This window comes from Roseburia sp. AF15-21 (assembly GCF_003479505.1).
GTDB classification, from domain to species: Bacteria; Bacillota; Clostridia; order Lachnospirales; family Lachnospiraceae; genus Roseburia_C; species Roseburia_C amylophila.
The window spans coordinates 94,210-113,791 of record NZ_QUHG01000001.1 but is presented as its reverse complement, the minus strand read 5'-3'; the positions used below and the strand labels follow the sequence as shown (position 1 = coordinate 113,791).

21 protein-coding genes and 1 other annotated feature are annotated in these 19,582 nt (G+C 41.1%); of the genes, 4 read left to right on the top strand and 17 right to left on the bottom strand.

From position 1 onward, the window contains the following. Positions 1–46: 46 nt before the first annotated feature. Positions 47–895 carry a diaminopimelate epimerase gene (gene dapF / locus DWW33_RS00535; protein WP_118638655.1) on the bottom strand — a complete coding sequence of 283 codons (849 nt, stop codon included), beginning with the start codon at positions 893–895 and terminating at the stop codon, positions 47–49. Between the two features lie 65 nt (positions 896–960). Next, a complete protein-coding gene (locus DWW33_RS00530; protein WP_118540617.1) occupies positions 961–1,410 on the bottom strand; it encodes a hypothetical protein in 450 nt (149 codons plus the stop codon). Between the two features lie 174 nt (positions 1,411–1,584). Between DWW33_RS00530 and sigG the strand changes: the two genes are divergently transcribed. Next, the gene (gene sigG / locus DWW33_RS00525) at positions 1,585–2,370 is read left to right on the top strand and encodes an RNA polymerase sporulation sigma factor SigG (protein WP_022242606.1); all 786 of its coding nucleotides are present in this window, start codon (positions 1,585–1,587) and stop codon (positions 2,368–2,370) included. On the opposite strand, the gene DWW33_RS00520 is transcribed toward sigG, so the two are convergent. Continuing rightward, the gene (locus DWW33_RS00520; protein WP_118638654.1) at positions 2,349–2,888 is read right to left on the bottom strand and encodes a biotin transporter BioY; all 540 of its coding nucleotides are present in this window, start codon (positions 2,886–2,888) and stop codon (positions 2,349–2,351) included. The genes sigG and DWW33_RS00520 overlap by 22 nt on opposite strands. A 211-nt stretch (positions 2,889–3,099) precedes the next feature. Here DWW33_RS00520 and DWW33_RS15535 point away from each other — a divergent pair, with 211 nt between their 5' ends. Continuing rightward, positions 3,100–3,294 carry a hypothetical protein gene (locus tag DWW33_RS15535; protein ID WP_147337963.1) on the top strand — a complete coding sequence of 65 codons (195 nt, stop codon included), beginning with the start codon at positions 3,100–3,102 and terminating at the stop codon, positions 3,292–3,294. Positions 3,295–3,552: 258 nt separating this feature from the next. On the opposite strand, the gene trpD is transcribed toward DWW33_RS15535, so the two are convergent. From trpD to trpE, 7 genes are read right to left on the bottom strand one after another with little or no spacing between them, the layout of a single operon-like run. After that, positions 3,553–4,566, bottom strand: coding sequence for an anthranilate phosphoribosyltransferase (gene trpD / locus DWW33_RS00515; RefSeq protein WP_118638653.1), 1,014 nt, complete (start codon positions 4,564–4,566; stop codon positions 3,553–3,555). 14 nt (positions 4,567–4,580) lie between these two features. Continuing rightward, positions 4,581–5,372 (bottom strand): tryptophan synthase subunit alpha, encoded by a 792-nt coding sequence (trpA, locus tag DWW33_RS00510; protein ID WP_118056751.1) that lies wholly within the window; start codon positions 5,370–5,372, stop codon positions 4,581–4,583. A 10-nt stretch (positions 5,373–5,382) separates the two neighbouring features. Further along, positions 5,383–6,570 (bottom strand): tryptophan synthase subunit beta, encoded by a 1,188-nt coding sequence (gene trpB, locus DWW33_RS00505; protein ID WP_022242610.1) that lies wholly within the window; start codon positions 6,568–6,570, stop codon positions 5,383–5,385. Then, complete coding sequence (locus tag DWW33_RS00500) at positions 6,563–7,174, bottom strand: phosphoribosylanthranilate isomerase (protein ID WP_118638652.1); 612 nt, start codon at positions 7,172–7,174, stop codon at positions 6,563–6,565. The genes trpB and DWW33_RS00500 overlap by 8 nt, the downstream gene beginning before the upstream one ends. 11 nt (positions 7,175–7,185) lie before the next feature. Beyond that, positions 7,186–7,998: an indole-3-glycerol phosphate synthase TrpC gene (trpC, locus tag DWW33_RS00495; RefSeq protein ID WP_022242612.1), complete on the bottom strand. Its 813-nt coding sequence runs from the start codon at positions 7,996–7,998 to the stop codon at positions 7,186–7,188. 3 nt (positions 7,999–8,001) lie between these two features. Continuing rightward, the gene (locus DWW33_RS00490) at positions 8,002–8,571 is read right to left on the bottom strand and encodes an anthranilate synthase component II (protein ID WP_118638651.1); all 570 of its coding nucleotides are present in this window, start codon (positions 8,569–8,571) and stop codon (positions 8,002–8,004) included. Next, positions 8,568–9,974, bottom strand: coding sequence for an anthranilate synthase component I (trpE, locus tag DWW33_RS00485; protein ID WP_118638650.1), 1,407 nt, complete (start codon positions 9,972–9,974; stop codon positions 8,568–8,570). The genes DWW33_RS00490 and trpE overlap by 4 nt, the downstream gene beginning before the upstream one ends. A 79-nt stretch (positions 9,975–10,053) precedes the next feature. Beyond that, positions 10,054–10,356: a binding site (T-box leader), on the bottom strand. 184 nt (positions 10,357–10,540) lie between these two features. Between trpE and DWW33_RS00480 the strand changes: the two genes are divergently transcribed. Next, entirely contained in the window at positions 10,541–12,028 is a 1,488-nt protein-coding gene (locus DWW33_RS00480) for a hypothetical protein (protein WP_117946880.1), read from the top strand. A gap of 124 nt (positions 12,029–12,152) precedes the next feature. Here the strand turns inward: DWW33_RS00480 and DWW33_RS00475 are convergent, their stop codons facing one another. The 7 genes from DWW33_RS00475 to DWW33_RS00445 form a co-directional block, all read right to left on the bottom strand. Continuing rightward, a complete protein-coding gene (locus tag DWW33_RS00475) occupies positions 12,153–12,410 on the bottom strand; it encodes an HPr family phosphocarrier protein (protein WP_117697112.1) in 258 nt (85 codons plus the stop codon). A gap of 111 nt (positions 12,411–12,521) precedes the next feature. Then, positions 12,522–14,432 carry a PTS fructose transporter subunit IIABC gene (locus DWW33_RS00470; RefSeq protein ID WP_117697110.1) on the bottom strand — a complete coding sequence of 637 codons (1,911 nt, stop codon included), beginning with the start codon at positions 14,430–14,432 and terminating at the stop codon, positions 12,522–12,524. Positions 14,433–14,450: 18 nt separating this feature from the next. Then, positions 14,451–15,365 carry a 1-phosphofructokinase gene (gene pfkB, locus DWW33_RS00465; protein ID WP_117697109.1) on the bottom strand — a complete coding sequence of 305 codons (915 nt, stop codon included), beginning with the start codon at positions 15,363–15,365 and terminating at the stop codon, positions 14,451–14,453. Beyond that, a complete protein-coding gene (locus DWW33_RS00460) occupies positions 15,362–16,111 on the bottom strand; it encodes a DeoR/GlpR family DNA-binding transcription regulator (RefSeq protein WP_118638649.1) in 750 nt (249 codons plus the stop codon). Before DWW33_RS00460 ends, pfkB begins: the two co-directional genes overlap by 4 nt. 298 nt (positions 16,112–16,409) lie before the next feature. Next, positions 16,410–16,910: a GreA/GreB family elongation factor gene (locus DWW33_RS00455; protein ID WP_022242620.1), complete on the bottom strand. Its 501-nt coding sequence runs from the start codon at positions 16,908–16,910 to the stop codon at positions 16,410–16,412. 25 nt (positions 16,911–16,935) lie between these two features. Beyond that, a complete protein-coding gene (pta, locus tag DWW33_RS00450; protein WP_117697104.1) occupies positions 16,936–17,919 on the bottom strand; it encodes a phosphate acetyltransferase in 984 nt (327 codons plus the stop codon). Between the two features lie 115 nt (positions 17,920–18,034). Then, entirely contained in the window at positions 18,035–18,709 is a 675-nt protein-coding gene (locus tag DWW33_RS00445) for a Crp/Fnr family transcriptional regulator (protein ID WP_117697103.1), read from the bottom strand. Positions 18,710–18,795: 86 nt separating this feature from the next. Between DWW33_RS00445 and DWW33_RS00440 the strand changes: the two genes are divergently transcribed. Then, on the top strand, positions 18,796–19,575 hold the full coding sequence (locus tag DWW33_RS00440; protein ID WP_118638648.1) for an ATP-binding protein: 780 nt from the start codon (positions 18,796–18,798) through the stop codon (positions 19,573–19,575). Positions 19,576–19,582 lie beyond the last annotated feature (7 nt).

Sequence of the window (19,582 nt, the reverse complement as noted above, 5' to 3'; positions counted from 1 at the left end):
AGCATTCTATTTTTCCATTTTATACTCAAAGGCAAGCAGTTGTCAACTACGCCAGAAAGTGTTCTGCCATCAGAATTGTTCCGATTTTCTGCACCTCTCCAGTAAGGAACACGCTGCCATCCTCTCCGATTTCTATCAGTAACTGCCCACCCGGCATCGTGACTTCAATTCTGTCATCCACCAGTCCCAGCTTATGGGATGCTACCGCTGCTGCACAGGCTCCGGTTCCGGAAGCTAAGGTATATCCGGCTCCCCGCTCATAGATTTCCACCCGGATATGACCTCTATCCATTACTTTACAAAGCTGCATATTAATCCGGTTTGGAAAATAAGATGCATTTTCCACATAAGGTCCTAATTCCATTGCCTTTTCTTTACTGATTTCATCTAAATGAATCACGCAGTTCGGATTTCCCATGGAAACACAGGTTGCCCGGTAAGGATGGTCATGAAAAACCAGAGGCCTGTTTATAATTTCCGGAGGCGTACCTACATAAGCAAGTACCCCTCCGGTAAATTGTGGTATTCCCATATTTACTTTCATAAGACTTCCGTCTTCATTTAAAAAATCAATCCTTACTTCGCCTGCCTTGGTATAAAGGCTAAACGGTCTGTGTCTGATATATCCGGCATCTAATAAATATTTTGCAAAAATCCGAACACCATTTCCGCTGCGCTCTGCTTCACTTCCATCCGGGTTAAATATCTTTACATAAAGCTTCTCATCCTGCCATATCGGTCCATATAAAATGCCATCAGCTCCTGCGCCAATATTTCTTCTGCATAGCTTTACAATATGACGTTCCAATAAATGTATCTTATTCTTATTCGGGTCGAGTACAAGATAATCATTTCCTAATCCATGATACTTCTGTAACAACAAGGCATCATCCATACTTATGCTCCAGTTTTACTTCTTATTACAATATATGAATGAAATATTGTCCGTTAGAACCCGACTTATTCCTGTTCTGTTTCAACGGTCGCTTCTATGACCTCAGGCACTTGTTCTCCACTGTCTGTCTGTTTCTCCACCACCTGCGGTGTTTCCACCTCCTGTGACACTTCCGCTGCCTGCGGTGTTTCTTTTCGTTCAGGACTCTTTTCTCCTAAAATAGCAGATAACTTATCATCTGAAATCGTTCCATCTGCTTCTTCTTTCTGTAAACGTGCTCTTTCTTCCTCAATCTGCTGCCTTACTGCCGCATCAATCTCACGCTGCTTTTTTTCTTCTTCCTCTGCAGCCACTCTTGCAAGACGATCAAGAATCTCCTGTGCCCGCTGTTCATCCTGCTGTTTCTTGCGTGCGGCTAAAATCTCTTCTTCCGACATGTAATGAACATTCCAGCGTTTCACAATACTATGAGCAATTCGATCTCTTTCATTTCTCTTATCTATTGCATCCTGCATATTATTCCACTTCCATTTTTTCTCTTTATGTATATCATAGCTTTCACTCATTCGTTTTTCAAGATGAAAAATTATTAAATTTTTATTGTTTTCGGCATATTTTTATGTAAATAAGGACATCCTTTCTGTATCAGCCAATGGCTGCAAAAACATTTTAACCCGGAGGTACGCATCATGTCCGTCTACAAAGTTGAAATCTGCGGTGTAAATACCGCAAAGCTTCCAATCCTAAAGGAAGAAGAAAAGGCTGCTCTATTTGCCAGAATCAAACAGGGGGATATGACTGCAAGGGAAACATATATCAAAGGGAATCTTCGTCTGGTCTTAAGTGTGATTAAACGTTTTTCCGGAAATCAGGAAAATATTGATGACCTCTTTCAGATTGGATGTATCGGACTGATTAAGTCCATTGACAATTTTGATGATACACTGGGGGTAAAATTTTCCACCTATGCCGTCCCTATGATTATTGGCGAAATCCGCCGCTATCTGCGGGATAACAACAGCATCCGTGTCAGCCGTTCCCTGCGGGATACTGCCTATAAAGCCATTCATGCCAAAGAAATCCTGATGAAGAATTCCATGCAGGAGCCTACTTTACAGGAAATTGCAAAAGAAGCCGGACTTACCAAAGAGGAAATCGTCTATGCCCTAGATGCCATTCAAAGTCCGGTCAGTCTTTATGACCCGGTCTATACGGATGGTGGTGATACACTCTATGTGATGGATCAGATTAGTGATAAAAAGAATAAAGAAGATAACTGGGTGGAAGGGCTTGCCCTCTCCGATGCAATGAACCGGCTCAACGACAGAGAAAATCATATCGTTAAGCTACGGTTCTTTGAAGGCAAAACCCAGATGGAGATTGCTGATGAGATTCATATTTCCCAGGCTCAGGTCAGCCGTCTGGAAAAAACTGCTCTAAAGACTATGAAAAATTATCTTGCCCTGCATACCTGAGTTCTGATTTTTGGTGCAATTAAAATTGCCAGTGCCATTTTCACCAGGTCACCAGGAATAAAAGGAATTACACCAGCCCATAATGCTGCCATCATGTCCATCTTCGCTTCATAAGCAAGCCATGCTGTTCCTAATGCATAGCAGACAATCGTTCCAACAATCATTGCCAGCAGACATAAGAGCCATTTCTCAGTATATTTATCAATTACAATACCGGCAATGATTGCCATTGGAATAAATCCGATTAAATATCCACCGGTTGGGCCAAAAAGTTTCGCCGGTCCTGCGGTAAATCCTGAAAATACCGGTACACCAACCAGTCCAATCAGAAGGTAAATGACGTAGCTTAACGTTCCAAGCTTCCAACCCAGTAAATACAATGAGAAGTAAATAACCAGATTGGTAAGGGAAATTGGTACCGGACCAATCGGCAATGAAAATGGTGCCAGGATACAGGTCAGCGCTGTCATGATTGCTACCAGTGCCATCTGCTGTGTTGTTATTTTTCTTTTTTCCATAATAATGCTCCTATCATTGTGTTTTTTTCAGGCGATTATGAAAGGAAATACCCTATCATTCACTAAAATTTCAGCTATTCAAAGGACATATCTTTTAAGCCACCAGATGCCGCAATTCTAAACAGCATGTTTTCCTTTTTGCTATGAAAACAGTCTTTCCAATGTTTGACAAGATAGCGGTGCTGTCCGTTGAAGGTACGGATGCATTAGAATGACTGTTAGGGGCACTTGGAATTTCGTCTGTCACCCGGCAACGCTGGCACAGGGATGTGCCAGCGAGGCGCATCTGAACATGGATGTAAATATGCGCCGGTTGCCAGACGAATCCATATATGTTCCGAAATTCTTAGTGCCCCTTGCAGACGTTCGGCTGCATCCGTATTCAACGGACAGTGCCGCTATCTAAGTCAAAGCAACGGAAAGACAGTCTGCATTCAAGGAAAACATGCCGCTAAGAATTGCTGACATCTGGTGCCGGATAAAATATAGTCCTTTGAATATCTGAATATTTTATTGGTAATATTGGTATTTCTTTTCACAATCGCCTAAAAATACCCTATAGATTTTATCCATAGGGTATTATAGGGTATTCTGGCTTATATTGTCAACCTATATTTGCAAAAGGTTAACATTCCGTTTTTACGGTGCAGATTTATTTCTGTTTTTACGCTTCGTTTGATACCTTCACCAGCTCCGCTAACTTCCCTGCTGCTTTTCCACTGTCGATTGCTTCTTTTGCAAGGGTGATTCCATCTTCAATGGTGGATGCTGCTCCACCAACATACAGGGTTGCACCGGCATTCAGTAATACGATGTCACGTTTTGCGCCTTTTTCTTCTCCGGAGAGAATTTTCTTTGTGATAACGGCGTTTTCTGTTCCATCACCACCACACAGTTCTTCTAAGGAAGCACGTTTTAAACCAAACTGCTCCGGTGTTATGGTAAATGTATTTACTTTCCCGTCCTTGATTTCAGATATTACGGTCTCGGTTGTGGTTGTGATTTCATCCATATTGTCTTTGCCGCTTACTACAAAGGCACGTTCAACGCCAAGCCTGCTCATGGCAAGGGCAATTATTTCTGTCAGGGCTGCATCATAGACACCTACCACCATATTTTTTGCTCTGGAAGGATTGGCAAGAGGTCCTAAAATATTGAACACAGTACGCACACCCATTTCCTTTCTTGCCTGGCCTACATATTTCATGGATTTGTTAAAGAGCTGTGCAAACATAAATCCGATTCCGGCTTTCTCCACGCAGGCTTCTACTTTTGCAGGCTCTGCCATAATATTTACGCCCAGTGCCTCTAATACATCACCGGCTCCGCTCTTTGAAGAAATGGAACGATTGCCATGCTTTGCTACCGGGAGTCCGGCTGCTGCAACGACAAATGCAGAAGTGGTAGACACATTAAAAGTATAAGTACAGTCTCCACCGGTTCCAACCAGATCCACATAATTAGAAACCTTCGGTGAAATAGTATCTGCCTTATCCCGGAGTACTCCTGCAAACCCGGTTAATTCATCTAAGGTCTCACCTTTCATACGAAGTCCCATTAAAAAAGCACCAATCTGAGCCTGGGATGCTTCCCCGCTTAATAAGATTTCCATTGCTGCTTTTGCCTGTTCTTCTGTTAAATCTTTTCCTTCTGCAACCAGTTCAATATATTCTTTCATCGCAAATTCCTCCTTTACTGATTCAGTTCTTTTTTAAATGTGCCACAATAAGTTTCGATTGCCTGTAAATCATAATTATTTTCTTCCATCAGCTTGATGAAATGTGAGCCTACAATTGCTCCGTCGATAATATTTTTCATCGGTGCAACATCCTCTGCAGTGCGGATACCAAATCCCATCATGACAGGAATTTTTGATACCGCTTTCACACTGCCAAGATAATCTATTACACTCTTATGGAAGGTTGCTTTCTGTCCGGTTACACCCATGGAAGATACGCAGTAAACAAATCCTCTTGCATCCTTTAAAATCTCAGGGATTCTGTCTTTCGAAACCGGAGATACCAGTTGGATAAGAATCGGTGCATTTTCCTTCTGTAAAAATTCCTTTATCTCATCCTGTTCCTCTAATGGCAGATCCGGAATAATCAGTCCGTCTACTCCACTTTCGATACATGCATCCACAAAGGCTTCCACACCATAGTGAAGTATGGTATTGTAATACATCATAAATACGATTGGAATCTCAATTTTTGCACTGCGAAGCTTTTTCATGGCTTCTAATACTTTCTTTAAATTCACACCTTTTAAGATGGCATGATAGGAAGCATCCTGAATAACCGGACCGTCTGCTACCGGGTCTGAAAATGGAATTCCAAGCTCGATGATGTCTGTCCCCGCCTGCTCCTGTGTGCGGATAATCTCCTGCATTTTATCAAAGTCCGGCATTCCTGCTGTCATATATGTAATAAATGCTTTTTTGTTCTGTTCTTTTAACTGTGCTAATTTTTCTTCGATTCTGTTCATGCTGCACCTCCTAGTTTAAATAACCCTTTCCTGCAAGATAATCTGCAATTGTATTTACATCCTTGTCGCCTCTTCCGGAAAGGCAAACCACCATAATATCATCCGGCTTCATTTTCTTCGCCTGCTTCTTTGCATATGCCACTGCATGGGCACTTTCGATTGCCGGTATGATACCCTCTAATTTACAAAGCTCCATTAATGCATCCATAGCTTCATCATCCTTGATTGCAACATATTCTGCTCTGCCGCTGTCCTTAAGATAGGCATGCTCCGGTCCAACCCCCGGATAATCCAGTCCTGCGGAAATGGAATGGGCAAGCTGCACATTTCCATCCTCATCCTGTAATAAATAGGAACGCATACCATGTAATACGCCAGGCTCGCCCAATGCCATGGCACTGGCATGCTCCCCTGTCTCAATTCCCTTTCCGGCAGCTTCTACACCAATCAGTTTTACATCCTTTTCTTCAATAAAATCTGCAAACATTCCGATAGAATTAGAACCTCCGCCAACACATGCCATAACCACATCCGGCAGTCTTCCTTCCTGCTCTAAAATCTGTTTCTTTGCTTCTTTGCTGATGACGCTCTGGAAATATTTTACCATCTTCGGATAAGGATACGGTCCAACAGCGGAACCGATTACATAAAAGGTATCCTCTGCGGTTTTTGCCCAGGTACGAATTGCCTCATTGGTAGCATCCTTTAAGGTATTACTTCCGGATGTAACCGGCACTACTTTAGCTCCCAGCATTTCCATACGCATTACATTCAGCGACTGACGTTTCATATCCTCCGCTCCCATATATACGGTACATTCCATATTAAAAAGAGCTGCTCCGGTTGCAGTTGCCACACCATGCTGACCGGCTCCGGTTTCTGCGATTACCTTGGTTTTTCCCATTCTCTTTGCCAGAAGAATCTGACCGATTACGTTGTTAATCTTATGGGCTCCGGTATGGTTTAAATCCTCTCTTTTTAAATAAATCTTTGTTCCATATGCCTCACTCAGACGGCTGGCAAAATAAAGTGGTGTCTCTCTTCCTACATATTGTTTCAGATAATAGTCCACTTCCTTTAAAAATTCTTCATCCTTTGTATACTTTTCAAAAGCATCATCCAACTCTTTTAAAGTATTCATCAATGATTCTGCTACATACTGTCCACCAAATGCTCCATAATAACTCTTCTTATTCATGTTCTCTCACCTTTCTTACAAATGCTTCTACTTTTTTATAATCTTTTCCATGTTCTCCTTCTACCGAAGAACTGACATCTACTACATCAGGTTCAAATAACCGGATACCTTCTTCTACATTTTCACTGCTTAAGCCGCCGGCTAAAATAAATGGTATCCTTCTTTCCTGCCATTCCCTTCTTTTTTTCATCGGAAAATCCTGCCAGGAAAAAGTCTTTCCACTGCCATATTCCGGTGCGTCTAATAAAATGCCTGAAGTACCATCCAGAACATTTATTTCTTCTGCTTCTTTCCTGCTTCGCACCTGATATGCTACCCAGACCGGAATTTTAAGATTTTCAGGGAATTCCTGCATCTTATGAATCTGCAGAATATCAAAACCTGCTTCTATGATTTCATCTATCAAATCCAGTGCCGGATTTACAGTAACTGCCACAGTTTTAATCGAAGGCTTCAAATGTTTCTTAATTTCTTTTGCCTGCTCTATCGAAACGTTTCGTTTGCTTTTTTCAAAGAATACAAAGCCTGCATAATCTACCTGCATCCGGTTCAGCACTTCTGTCTCAGATTCTCTTGTGATGCCACAAATCTTAATCTTTGTCATGCCATTTCTCCTTACTTTGCGGCTTCCTTATAAACCTGTTTCCAGTGGGCTGCCAGTGCCTTGGGATTTTCATGTTCCATAAATGCTCTTCCGATTAAGAATCCGCTGACACCGCAATCTGCAAGATATGCCACATCATCATCTCTTACAATTCCGCTTTCTGCGATTAAGAGTTTATCCTTTGGCACCATCTTAGAAAGTGTTTTGGTTCGTTCCAGCGAAATGGTAAAATCTTTAAGATTACGGTTGTTGATTCCAATGATGTCTGCATCCAGCTTCAATGCCCGTTCCATTTCCCATTCATCATGGGTTTCCACCAGTACATCTAACTTTAATTCCTTTGCAAGCTGATAAAAGTCATACATTTCCTTGTCATCTAAGATTGCTGCTATCAGTAATACCGCATCTGCATCAATGGCTTTTGCTTCATAAAACTGATATTCCTCAATCATAAAATCCTTCCGTAACATTGGAAGCGGAGTCAGATTTCTTACTTTCCGGAAATAATCAGTATTTCCAAGAAAATGCTTCTCTTCTGTCAGGCAGGATACCGCATCCACAGAAGCGGTATAATCTTCCATCCGCTCTTCCAATGTAATCCTGCTTTCTATCTTTCCAAGGCTTGGGGATGCATTTTTAAATTCTCCGATAATGGAAAGTCCATCTTTGGCAAGATTCTGATAAAAGCTTCTTATCTTTTCTTTCTTTGCCGCCTCTTCTCTTAACTTCTCTTCCGCTAATGTCCGCATCACGGTCAGATCTGTTTTCTGCTTATCACGAAATAGCTGCTCTCTTTTATCTGCAACAATTTCATCTAATATCATGTTCTATATCCTCCCATTCAAGAAATTCTCTATCATACGCTTTCCATGCTGTGTATAAATGGATTCCGGATGGAACTGTAATCCAGCTACCGGATAATCTTTATGGCGCATTGCCATGATTTCTCCATCCTCTGTCTCCGCCGTTACCACAAAGCACTCCGGAAGACTATCTTTCTGAACAGCCAGGGAATGATATCTTGCCACCTGAATCGGGCTTTCAATTCCCTGAAAGATTCCTGTGCCGTCATGGGCAATCAGGGACTGTTTTCCATGATATAATTCCTTTGCATAGCTCACTACGCCGCCAAAGGCTTCCCCGATACACTGATGTCCTAAGCAGATGCCAAGGATTGGAATTGTCTTATAAAATTCCTTTACCACATCCATACAGATGCCGGCATCCTTCGGTGCTTTTGGTCCCGGAGAAAGAATGATGCGTTCCGGGTTTATGGTGCGGATTTCTTCTATTGTAATCTTGTCATTCCGTTTTACGATAATGTCCTTCGTAAAAGTTCCTATATACTGATACAGGTTATAGGTAAATGAATCGTAGTTATCAATCAGCAGTATCATAAGTTCTCCTCCTCAACCAAAGTCTTTGCCAATGCCATTACTTTATTGCAGCATTCATAATATTCATTTTCCTGTACGGAATCTGCTACGATTCCGGCTCCTGCCTGAAGGTATACCTCATTTCCTTTCTTTACCATGGTCCGGATTGTAATACAGAAATCCATGTCTCCACCGAAATCAATATATCCGGTTGCTCCACCATATAAGCCTCTTCGTACACTTTCTAATTCATCAATGATTTCCATGGCTCGAATCTTTGGTGCTCCGCTTAAGGTTCCTGCCGGAAGGAAGGATGCCACCAAATCTAATGGATGGGATTCTCCTTTCTTGCGTCCCTCTACCTGGGAAACAATATGCATTACATGGGAATAATTCTGTACTTCCATAAACTGTGTTACCTTTACGGTTCCAAATTCACTGATTCTTCCCATATCATTTCTTGCAAGGTCTACTAACATAACATGTTCTGCCCGCTCTTTTTCATCGGAAAGTAGTTCATCCCGTAGCCGTTTGTCTTCTGCTTCATCTTTTCCTCTCTTCCGGGTTCCTGCAATCGGACAGGTGAACACTTTATTTCCCTGCTTCTTTACAATCATCTCAGGTGAACTTCCGATTACTTCAAAGGTTCCGTAATTAAAATAATAAAGATATGGAGAAGGATTTAATTCTCTTAATTCCTTATATAATTCAAAACCGGTCTGTCTGGTTTCAATCGTCCAGCGCTGTGACAATACGGTCTGGAACACATGGCCTTCTCTGATATAATGTTTGATTTTCTCTACCTTTTCGCCATATTCTTCGATACTGTCTGACTTCTTAATAATTTTTCCATCGTGGTAGAAGTTCCGTTTGCATTCCTTCTTCTCCATGGCTTTCTTTATCATCTGTCCTGCCTTTTCCATTGCCTGCTCTCTTCCTTCTTCCGAAGGCTCTTCTAATACTACAGCAGTCAGTGTTTCTGCTACATGGTCTACCATAAGGAAAGAAGTCATCAACATCATCTGTATGGTTTCGATTCCGATTTCATCCGGGTTATTGTCCGGAAGCACTTCAGAATATCTTACGAAATCATATCCAAGATTTCCAACCAGTCCACCGGAGAAGGACAGCTCTTCATCCTCTTTTTCGATATGAAATTCACTGTAATATTCTTTCAGACGCTCCAGCGGATTTCCTTCTCTTACTTTCTCTGTGCCATCTGCTTTTGTAATCACCAGTGCATTTCCTCTTGATGTTACAATTTCTTCCGGCTCCATGCCAAAGAAAGTATAGCGGTCATAATTCTTATCGTAACTTTCTAACAGGAAGCCTTTTTTATCTCCTACCAGACTTTCGTACATGTCTGTTGATTTTTCATTGACAATGCTCACTGTTTTTTTGAATACTTTTCTGTTTCTTACCATAATCATCCTCCTATAAACCGGCTTTATAAATGCTGCTCGTGCAAAGAAAAAGTCCCTGACCGGAAAATGTTCTTTTCCAGTCAGGGACGCTTATCGCGTGGTGCCACCCATCTTCGCTATGTCTGCTTTTTACCTGTAAGTAACTAAAAAAGCGGATATTTTCAATCAGAAAATATCCGCCACTAATTCAAACATAACCTCTTGGATACAGAAGTCTCCTTCGATATCCTCGTCCCTGTAACGTGGGAAAACGGCATCCGCTACTATTGTTCACTTTGCATCTGACAAATCCATTCCGAATAAACTATCTTACCGGCTTCCACCAACGCCGGCTCTCTGTAAAGAAATCATTTACCGTACTACTTTTGCTCACTGATTTTATTTATTCAGTTCATTAATTGAGCATAGTTTATCACTGTAAAGTGATGATGTCAATGTATTTTTATAAATTTTTGATTTTTTTCTGTAAAAAAACGCAAAAAAAAGAAAAACATTGTCAAGCTGACTTTAATATGATACCTTAGTAGAGTGTAACCATTCACATAATATATGAAAAGGAGAAAGTTATGTATAATTTAAATGGAGAAAATGTAAACGACAACCCAAATGGTTTTTCCGGAAATGAACCTGCCGGAACTCCCAGCCCAGACAACAATGCTCAGATGAACTATGGTCAGCCGGCTCCTGAGCAGCAGATTTACAACCAGCCGGACAATGGTCCTCAGACCTATGATGCACCAAATGCAAATCAGCAGCAGGCATTCAACCAGAACGATTATAGTCCAAACAGCTTTAATCAGAACGACTATAATCAGTCTGCTTACAATCAGCCAAATTACGGACAGCAGGCATTTAACAATGGAAACACCTATAATGGAAACAGCTACAATGCAGCACCTTCCTACAATATCAACGGTGATGCGCCGAAAAAATCCTGTGTTTTTGGTGTCCTTGGTCTGATTCTTGGTATCGCTGCTTTACCTTTCGGATGGTTTGTTCCAATTATCGGAATCATTCTTGGTATCGCTGCTATCATTCTTTCCATTCTTGGAATGGGTAAGAACCGTGACCTTCGTGGTGCAGCAATTGCCGGATTAATCATTTCCATTCTGGCAACCATCTTTTCTATCGGTGTTATTGTATATGCAGTTATCAATGTTTCTAAAACCTTAAGCAATGCTGGAAAAGAACTTTTTGACAACAGTGGTATCACATCTGATCTTGATGACTTTGATTTTGATTCCGATTCAGATGATAGTGATGACTATGATGACAGTGATTACAGCTATGGCGATGACAAAGAAGTTCCTTTAGATAATGTTGTATTATACTCAGCTAATGATGTTACCATTACAGCTACCAGTATTGTATACAGCTACTATGATGATTCTGTAATTCCGGAAATTAAAGTTACTGTTGAAAACAATACTTCTAACGACCTTGGAATCAATGTTGATTATTGTGCAATCAATGGTGTAACCATGTATGGTTATATTTCAGGTGACGTCGCTGCCGGCAAAAAAAGCAACGAAGAACTTAGCATTTCTTCTGATGATTTCACTTTAACCGGTTTTGACAGCATCGATAATATTAAACTTCAGGTAAGCTTCTATGATTCTGATACTTATGATACTTTGATTGATGATGGTGTTGTACAGGATATCAATCTTTCCGATTCCTATACCCCATTCTCTATTTCCTCTGTTCCGGGTGCAGTTGCATTAGATTCCTCTAATGGCATCAATGCATATTATGTCGGCACAACAACCGGTTGGGATGATACACTTGTATTTGTATTCTATATTGAGAACACTACAGATAAAACCTGTGTTGCTGAATCCGATGATTTCTCAATCAATGACTTTATGCAGGATGATTACGGATATGGATATCTTCTTCCTGGAACCGGTACCTTTATGTCAATTGAAGCAAATGATGATATTACATCTATTGATGATGTAACCAATGCTTCTATTAAATTTGAAGTACGTGATTATGATTCTTATGAGACATTCTATTCCTCTGATGAATTAACATTTATCTCAAATAACTAAGGAATTTTAAAACAATACAAATCATCATAAAAGGACCTGCCACTTATCATAAGTGACAGGTCCCTTTTCATCGCTGTGAACACCTTTTCCGAAATGCACTTCAGCTTAAATATTCTTCCTGGCTTTACAGATTCTCCTGTAAGAATGCACTTAATTTTTCAATTGCTGCATCTTCATCTTCACCTTCAGCACGAAGTGTGATTTCTGCACCTTTCTTAGCACCCAGCCCCATAACGCCAAGGATTCTCTTTGCATCTACTTTCTTACCATCCTTTTCAATGGTAATTGCACTTGCAAATCCTGCAGCTTCCTTTACCAGTAATCCTGCCGGTCTTGCATGGATTCCCTGCTCATCTGTGATTGTGTAAGTAAATTCCTTCATGTTCTTCCTCCTAAAAAGTTATATTTTTTCCCGTTTTTTATACCATAGTTTTAATTTGCAAGTATTTTGACTCGCTTATGCTCACTATTCGTGAGTACATCATTTATTATATCATACAATCTTCTTTTTTAACAATCCCAAAAGCAGACAAGATACTGCTGAACCTACAATCAATGATAAAAGATACCAGATTGCATTACCCATTACTAAGAATACGAAGATTCCACCATGTGGTGCCATCAGTGTACAGTTAAATGCCATAGACATTGCTCCTGCAATTGCAGAACCTACCACACAGGCTGGAATCACGCGCAGCGGATCCGCTGCTGCAAACGGTATTGCACCTTCTGTAATAAAGGATAATCCCATAATAAAGTTTGTCGGTCCGGCTTTTCTTTCTTCTGCTGTAAATTTATTTTTGAAAAATAAGGTTCCAAGTGCAATGGCAATTGGTGGTACCATACCTCCAATCATAACGGCTGCCATAATATTATAGTTTCCAGCGGCAATGGATGCAGTTCCAAATACATATGCTGCCTTATTTAAAGGACCACCCATATCCACAGCCATCATTCCAGCTACCAATGCTCCCAGTAATACCGAGCTTACACCATTCATATGTGCCAGTCCTGTATTAATTGCAATATTCAAAGCTCCGACCGGTGGTTCGATGATAAAGGTCATCAATGCACCTATTAACAATACACCAAGCAGCGGATACAGTAGAACCGGTTTCAATCCATCCAGGCCTTTTGGCAGTTTGTCAAAGATTTTCTTTAATAACTGGATGATAAGACCTGCGGCAAATCCGGCTACTAAGGCTCCAAGGAAACCTGATTTTCCATTTGCTGCAATTGCTCCTCCAACGAAACCTACTACCAGTCCCGGACGGTCTGCAATACTCATGGCAATATAGCCAGCCAGTACAGGAAGCATAAAGCCAAATGCCAGTCCTCCAATGGACTTAAAGAATGCTGCTGCCGGAAGAATTGTACCAAAATTAGCACGCTCATCCGTAGGAAGTGATGCAAGGTCTACACCAAAGCTGTCGATTAAGAATGCAATGGCAATCATAATACCACCACCGACAACAAACGGAAGCATATGGGAAACACCGTTCATCAGATGCTTGTAAACTTTGTGTCCAAAACTTTCTCCGCCCATGCTTTCACTTTCTGATGCTTCGCCGCTGCCTTTATAAATTGGTGCATCCTTTGCCATAGCGCGCTGTATTAATTTATCTGCTTTACTGATTCCATCGGAAACCTGACAGATGATAACCGGTTTTCCGGCAAAACGATCCATCGGGACTTTGGTATCGGCTGCTACAATAATACAGTCTGCCTCTTCAATTTCTTTTGCAGTAAGCACATTTTTTGCTCCGCCGGAGCCTCTTGTTTCCACCTTAATAAAGCAACCTAATTCTGCTGCCTTCTTTTCCAGACTTTCTGCTGCCATGTATGTATGGGCAATTCCAGTCGGACATCCGGTTACTGCAAGAATCTTTTTCTGATTTTCTTCCGGTTCCTTTATTTCTGCTTCCTTCTGTTCTTCCTTTTCTTCCTTCTCAGACTCTGCTTCATCAATGACTTTTAAGAATTCCTCTACCGAAGCTGCCTGTTTTAATCCGTTGGTGAAATTCTCATCCATCAGAAGAACAGACAGACGGCTTAATACATCAAGATGTACATTATCTTCTGTATCCGGTGCTGCAATTAAGAATATTAAATGAACTTTCTCTCCATCTAAGGCATCAAAATCTACCCCATCCTTTAATACCATTGCACTTAATCCCGGTTTCTTTACGGCTGCTGATTTGCAATGAGGAATTGCAATGCCCTCTCCAATTCCTGTGGTACTCTCTTCCTCTCTTGCAAAGACTCCTTTCCGGTAAGTCTCTTCATCTGTAATTTTTCCACTCTTTACCATCAGGGAAACCATCTGGTTTAATACATCTTCCTTTCCGGTTGCTGAACCATTCAACTGAATGCTTTCCGGTGCCAGCAAATCTCTGATTCTCATATACCTTCCTCCTTTTTCTTAAAATGGAAATGCATGATTCTTTAATAATTGTTCTACTTCTTCTTTCGTTGCAAGTTCTTCTGAAAATGCACTGGCGCTTCCGGTACAGACTCCCATCTTAAACGCCTGCGCATAATCCTTATTCTTTAAATATCCTGCCAGGAAACCTGCCACCATGGAGTCTCCTGCTCCTACGGAATTCTTTACTTTACCCTTCGGAGCTTCGCTCTCAAAAGCTTTTCCCTCTTCTGTCAAAAGCACAGCCCCGTCACCTGCCATGGAAACAAGTACATTTCTTGCACCCTGCTCCTGCAGCTTCGCTGCGTATTTCTTTACATCCTCTTTGCTGCTGATTGTCACACCAAATAACTGTCCTAATTCATGATTATTCGGTTTAATCAGGAATGGATGAAGCGGAAGTACATTTGCCAGAAGTTCTCTGGTTGCATCTACAGCAATCATGACATCCTTTCCTTCCAGGTATTTCATGATATCCATATATATGGACTGCGGCATAACATCTGGTATACTTCCTGCCAATACCAGCACATCACCGGCTTTTAAAGCATCTAATTTAGCATAAAGTTTCTCGATATCTGTGCTGCGAATCATCGGTCCCTGGCCATTGATTTCTGTTTCTTCAGTGGACCGAAGCTTCACATTAATTCTTGATATTCCTTCCTCTACCTGAATGAAATCGGTATTTACACCCTCTTCATCCAGACGCTTACTGATTTCTTCTCCGGTAAAGCCAGCTAAAAAGCCCCAGGCGGTACTCTTTAATCCCAGATGATTCAGTACGATGGATACGTTGATTCCCTTTCCTCCCGGGAACATTTTCTCCTGTTCCGTCCGATTTACCTGACCGGTTTTGAAGTTTTTTACATCCACCACATAATCCAGTGACGGATTAAACGTTACGGTATAAATCATTCTTCCACCTCCTTTATATTTTTATACTTCCGATAAGATTCTAACGTAAGACCTGTTGTAATCACATCTGCTGAAGCAAATGATGCAAATGTCACACTGGATATCTGTGCAAATTTGCTCTTATCTCCCAGAATATAACACTGTCTGCAATTTGCCATTGCTTTCTTCTTTACCATGGCTTCTTTGACATCCGGTGTGGTATATCCTTTTTCTACATTAATTCCATTGGTTCCGAAGAAGCCTTTTGTAAAGTTATATTTATCCAAGGACTCCACTGCCTCAGCACCTACCACAGCTTCTGTGGATGCCTTGAACTCTCCGCCAATGATATAAACCTCACACCCCAGTTCAGAGAGCCGTTTTGCATGGGCTACTGCGTTGGTTACCACACAGGATGGCTTCACATCCATAAAATCAATCATACAGTCTGTTGTGGTTCCCGCATCAAGATAAATAAAATCATCTGCTGTAATTAACGATGCTGCATACTTCGCTATGACTGCCTTCTCATCACGATGCATGTTTCTTCGAAGTGGCACATCATCATCCTGTGTATGAAAAACTGTTCCTCTTAAAATTGCACCGCCATGAACCTTCAAAAGCTTTCCATTTTCGTCTAAAGCATTCAAATCTCTTCGTACCGTTGACTCGGAAGCATCGAAAAGCTGCATCAGCTCAGTTACTTTAACACTGCCCTGTTCTTCCAGCAGGGAAAGGATTTTTCCATATCTTTCCTCTGTCAGCATATCATCCCTCCCATTCCTTTTTTCTATTTTCTGCTTTCTATGGTTTTATTATACGTTCAAAAACCGTCATAGTCAATCATATTCCGTCATTTTCATTCACAAAAATCCATTTCACAATTTGTGCAAAATATACAAAACAGGATACACCTTGGTACATCCTCGCAGAGCGTTTTTTACGTTACAGGAAAGCAATTTCCTGTAACGTAAAAAAAGAAGCCTGCAAAAGCATCACCTTTTACAGACCTCTTCTCGCCTTTTTAAACCGTTTTCCAGTTCTTATTCTTATTCTTATTATCTTTTAGAAGCTTCGGATTTTCTCGTTCTCTTCTCCGGTATTTTCAATTTTACGGATTATAACATCATAACTGTAATCGTCATTTACCTTCACACTGACACGGTCTCCTACCTTATGACCAAGCACTGCTTTCCCCATAGGAGATTCAATACTGATTAATCCTTTCAGCGAATTTCCACGCATGGTAGTCACCAATTTGAAGGATTCTTCCATATCATCTTCTTCAATATAAACCGTCACCGTATTATTGATACCTGCCTCGTCTTCCTTAGAATCATCTGATACAACGACTGCAGTACGAATCATGCGCTCTAAATAACGAATTCTGCTTTCGTTTTTATTCTTATCTTTCTTGGCGGCATAATACTCGAAGTTTTCACTTAAGTCACCCTGTTCTCTTGCTTCCTGTACAGCACGGATTGCATTCTTTCGTACCACTAATTTCCGATATTCAATTTCTTCTTCCATCTTCTTGATATCACTTTGTGTTAATTCGTTATGCATACCGTCACCTTTTCATTCTAACAGCTTACGCTAATGCAGCTGTAATAATTGCCATGGAATATACTTCTGATGCATTACATCCACGGGATAAGTCATTGATTGGTGCATTTAATCCAAGAAGAATCGGACCATATGCATCAAAGTTACCAAGACGCTGCGCAATCTTATATCCAATATTTCCTGCATTGATATCCGGGAAAATAAATGTATTTGCATGTCCTGCCACTTTGGATTCCGGACATTTGGTACGTGCAACTCTTGGAGATACGGCTGCATCAAACTGAAGCTCTCCCTCGATTGGAAGCTCCGGATATTTTTCTCTTGTCTTGTTTGCAGCATTACGCATCTTATCTACATCCTCGCCCTTTCCGGAGCCTAATGTAGAATAGCTTAAGAATGCCACCTTTGGATCTACACCGAATATCTTTGCACACTCTGCTGCTTCTCCGGCAATTTCAACCAGTTCATCTTCTGTCGGATGAATGTTGATTGCACAGTCAGCCATTGCCAGTACTTCATTCTCGCCGGTTGCAGAAGGACGTACCAGAATAAAGCAGGATGATACAATGCTGTTACCCGGTTTTGTCTTAATTAACTGTAATGCTGGACGAACAGTATCTGCTGTAGAATAGGTTGCTCCACCTAACAGTGCATCAGCATATCCCATTTTTACTAACATGGTTCCGAAATAATTAGCCTGTGAAAGAATTCCTTTTGCCTGCTCCGGTGTTACGCCTTTGCTCTTTCTTAAATCACAGAACATGGTAACCATTTCATCAAATTTTTCAAAATGTAATGGATCGATAATCTTGGCTCCACGAATATTAAATCCGCTCTCCTCTGCTGCTTTCTGAATCTCAGCCTCATTTCCAACCAGAATCGGGCTTAAGAAATTACTTGCCAGCAGGCGGGATGCTGCCTCTAAAATTCTTGGGTCATTTCCCTCTGTAAACACAATTTTCTTTGGGCTTTTCTTCAAAATATCAATCAGTTGACCAAAACCAAACATATCTTTCTCTCCTCTTTTTCTATGTATTATTTTAACTGCATATTATTGTACCCTCTTTTAAATAAAAATCAAGTTTTGAATTCAGTACAATTTCTCAAGAGTGCATTTTCTTCTATTACAAATATGCATCTCTGTTCAGGCAAAAATGATTCTTCCGGAAAGAAAGCCGTCCCTCATCTCTTAATTTTCCAAGCTCCGTTGACATCGCACTCCGTTCCACAGAAAGATAATCTGCTAACTGCTGTCTGGAAAATGGAATATCAAACTCTGATGTTCCATGCTTCTGTGCCTCTGCTGACAGATAGGACAATAACTTTTCCCTGGTATTGCGTTTTCCCATATGGGTTAATTTTTCATTAAAGCGAAGATTCTTTTCTGCCATATTCTCTAATAAATTCCGAAGCAGAACCAGCTTCCAGCCTTCCGTTTCTCCATCTGCATCCAATATATTCCGAACGTTCAGCCACAGCACATTTGCTGCCTCTTCTGCAATCACACTTACATTAATATTCCGCCTCTGCATACAGGCAAAAGTCTCTGCAAAAACATCCCCCGGTTCTATTTTTGCAACCAGATTCCGGTTTCCCCAGAAATCCTCCTGCACAATCAAAAGTCCGCCAGAAACCAGCAGCCCCATTTCTTTTACCTGCTCTCCGCAGTGCAGAATATAATTTTCTTTATCATAAGTCATCTCATGGGCATCTAATCCCTTTAAAACTTTCTCCTCTTCTGTTTCCTCAATTCCTTCAAAAAAAGGTGAATTTTTCATTTCTACAGGAAATTTTTTCATTTTATAACCTCCGTTGTTTTTCCAACCGATTATTTATTGCTATTATAGTATACTGACTATACAAAATCAACGAGGAGGAATCTAAAATGATTCGTAAAATAATTCATATTGATAAAGAAAAATGTAATGGATGCGGTTTATGTGCATCCGCCTGCCACGAAGGTGCCATCGGCATGGTCGATGGAAAAGCCCAGCTTTTAAGAGAGGATTACTGCGATGGGTTAGGTGACTGTCTTCCGGCATGTCCTGCCGGTGCTATTACCTTTGTACAGAGAGAAGCCGCTGCCTATGACGAAGCCGCTGTAAAAGAGCACTTAAAGAACCGTGAAGCGGCTTCGGTAAAACCTGCAGTTTCAGCCAATCACGCAGCTCCGGTTTTCAGCGGATGTCCGGGCAGCCGGATGCGCTCCATGCAGCGTAAAAACACGGAAAATACTTCTGCTGGCTCTAATACCGCATCCGGTACTGCATCCAATGCAATCACAGCAGGAAACGCACCGGAAAGCCAGCTTACCCAGTGGCCGGTTCAGATTAAATTAGCACCTACAAATGCTCCGTATTTTGACAATGCAAGACTGCTGATTGCTGCAGACTGTACAGCTTTTGCCTATGGCAATTTCCATGAAAAATTCATAAAAAACCACATCACCCTGATTGGATGTCCCAAACTGGATGATGTGGATTACAGTGAAAAGCTTACTGAAATTATCCGCAATAACAATATCAGAGATATCAGTATTGTGCGCATGGAGGTTCCGTGCTGCGGCGGCATTGTAATGGCTGTCCAGAATGCCTTAAAGCAAAGCGGGAAAATGATTCCATGGCAGGTTGTTACCATCTCTGTTGATGGCAAGATTATGGAATAAATTTCCA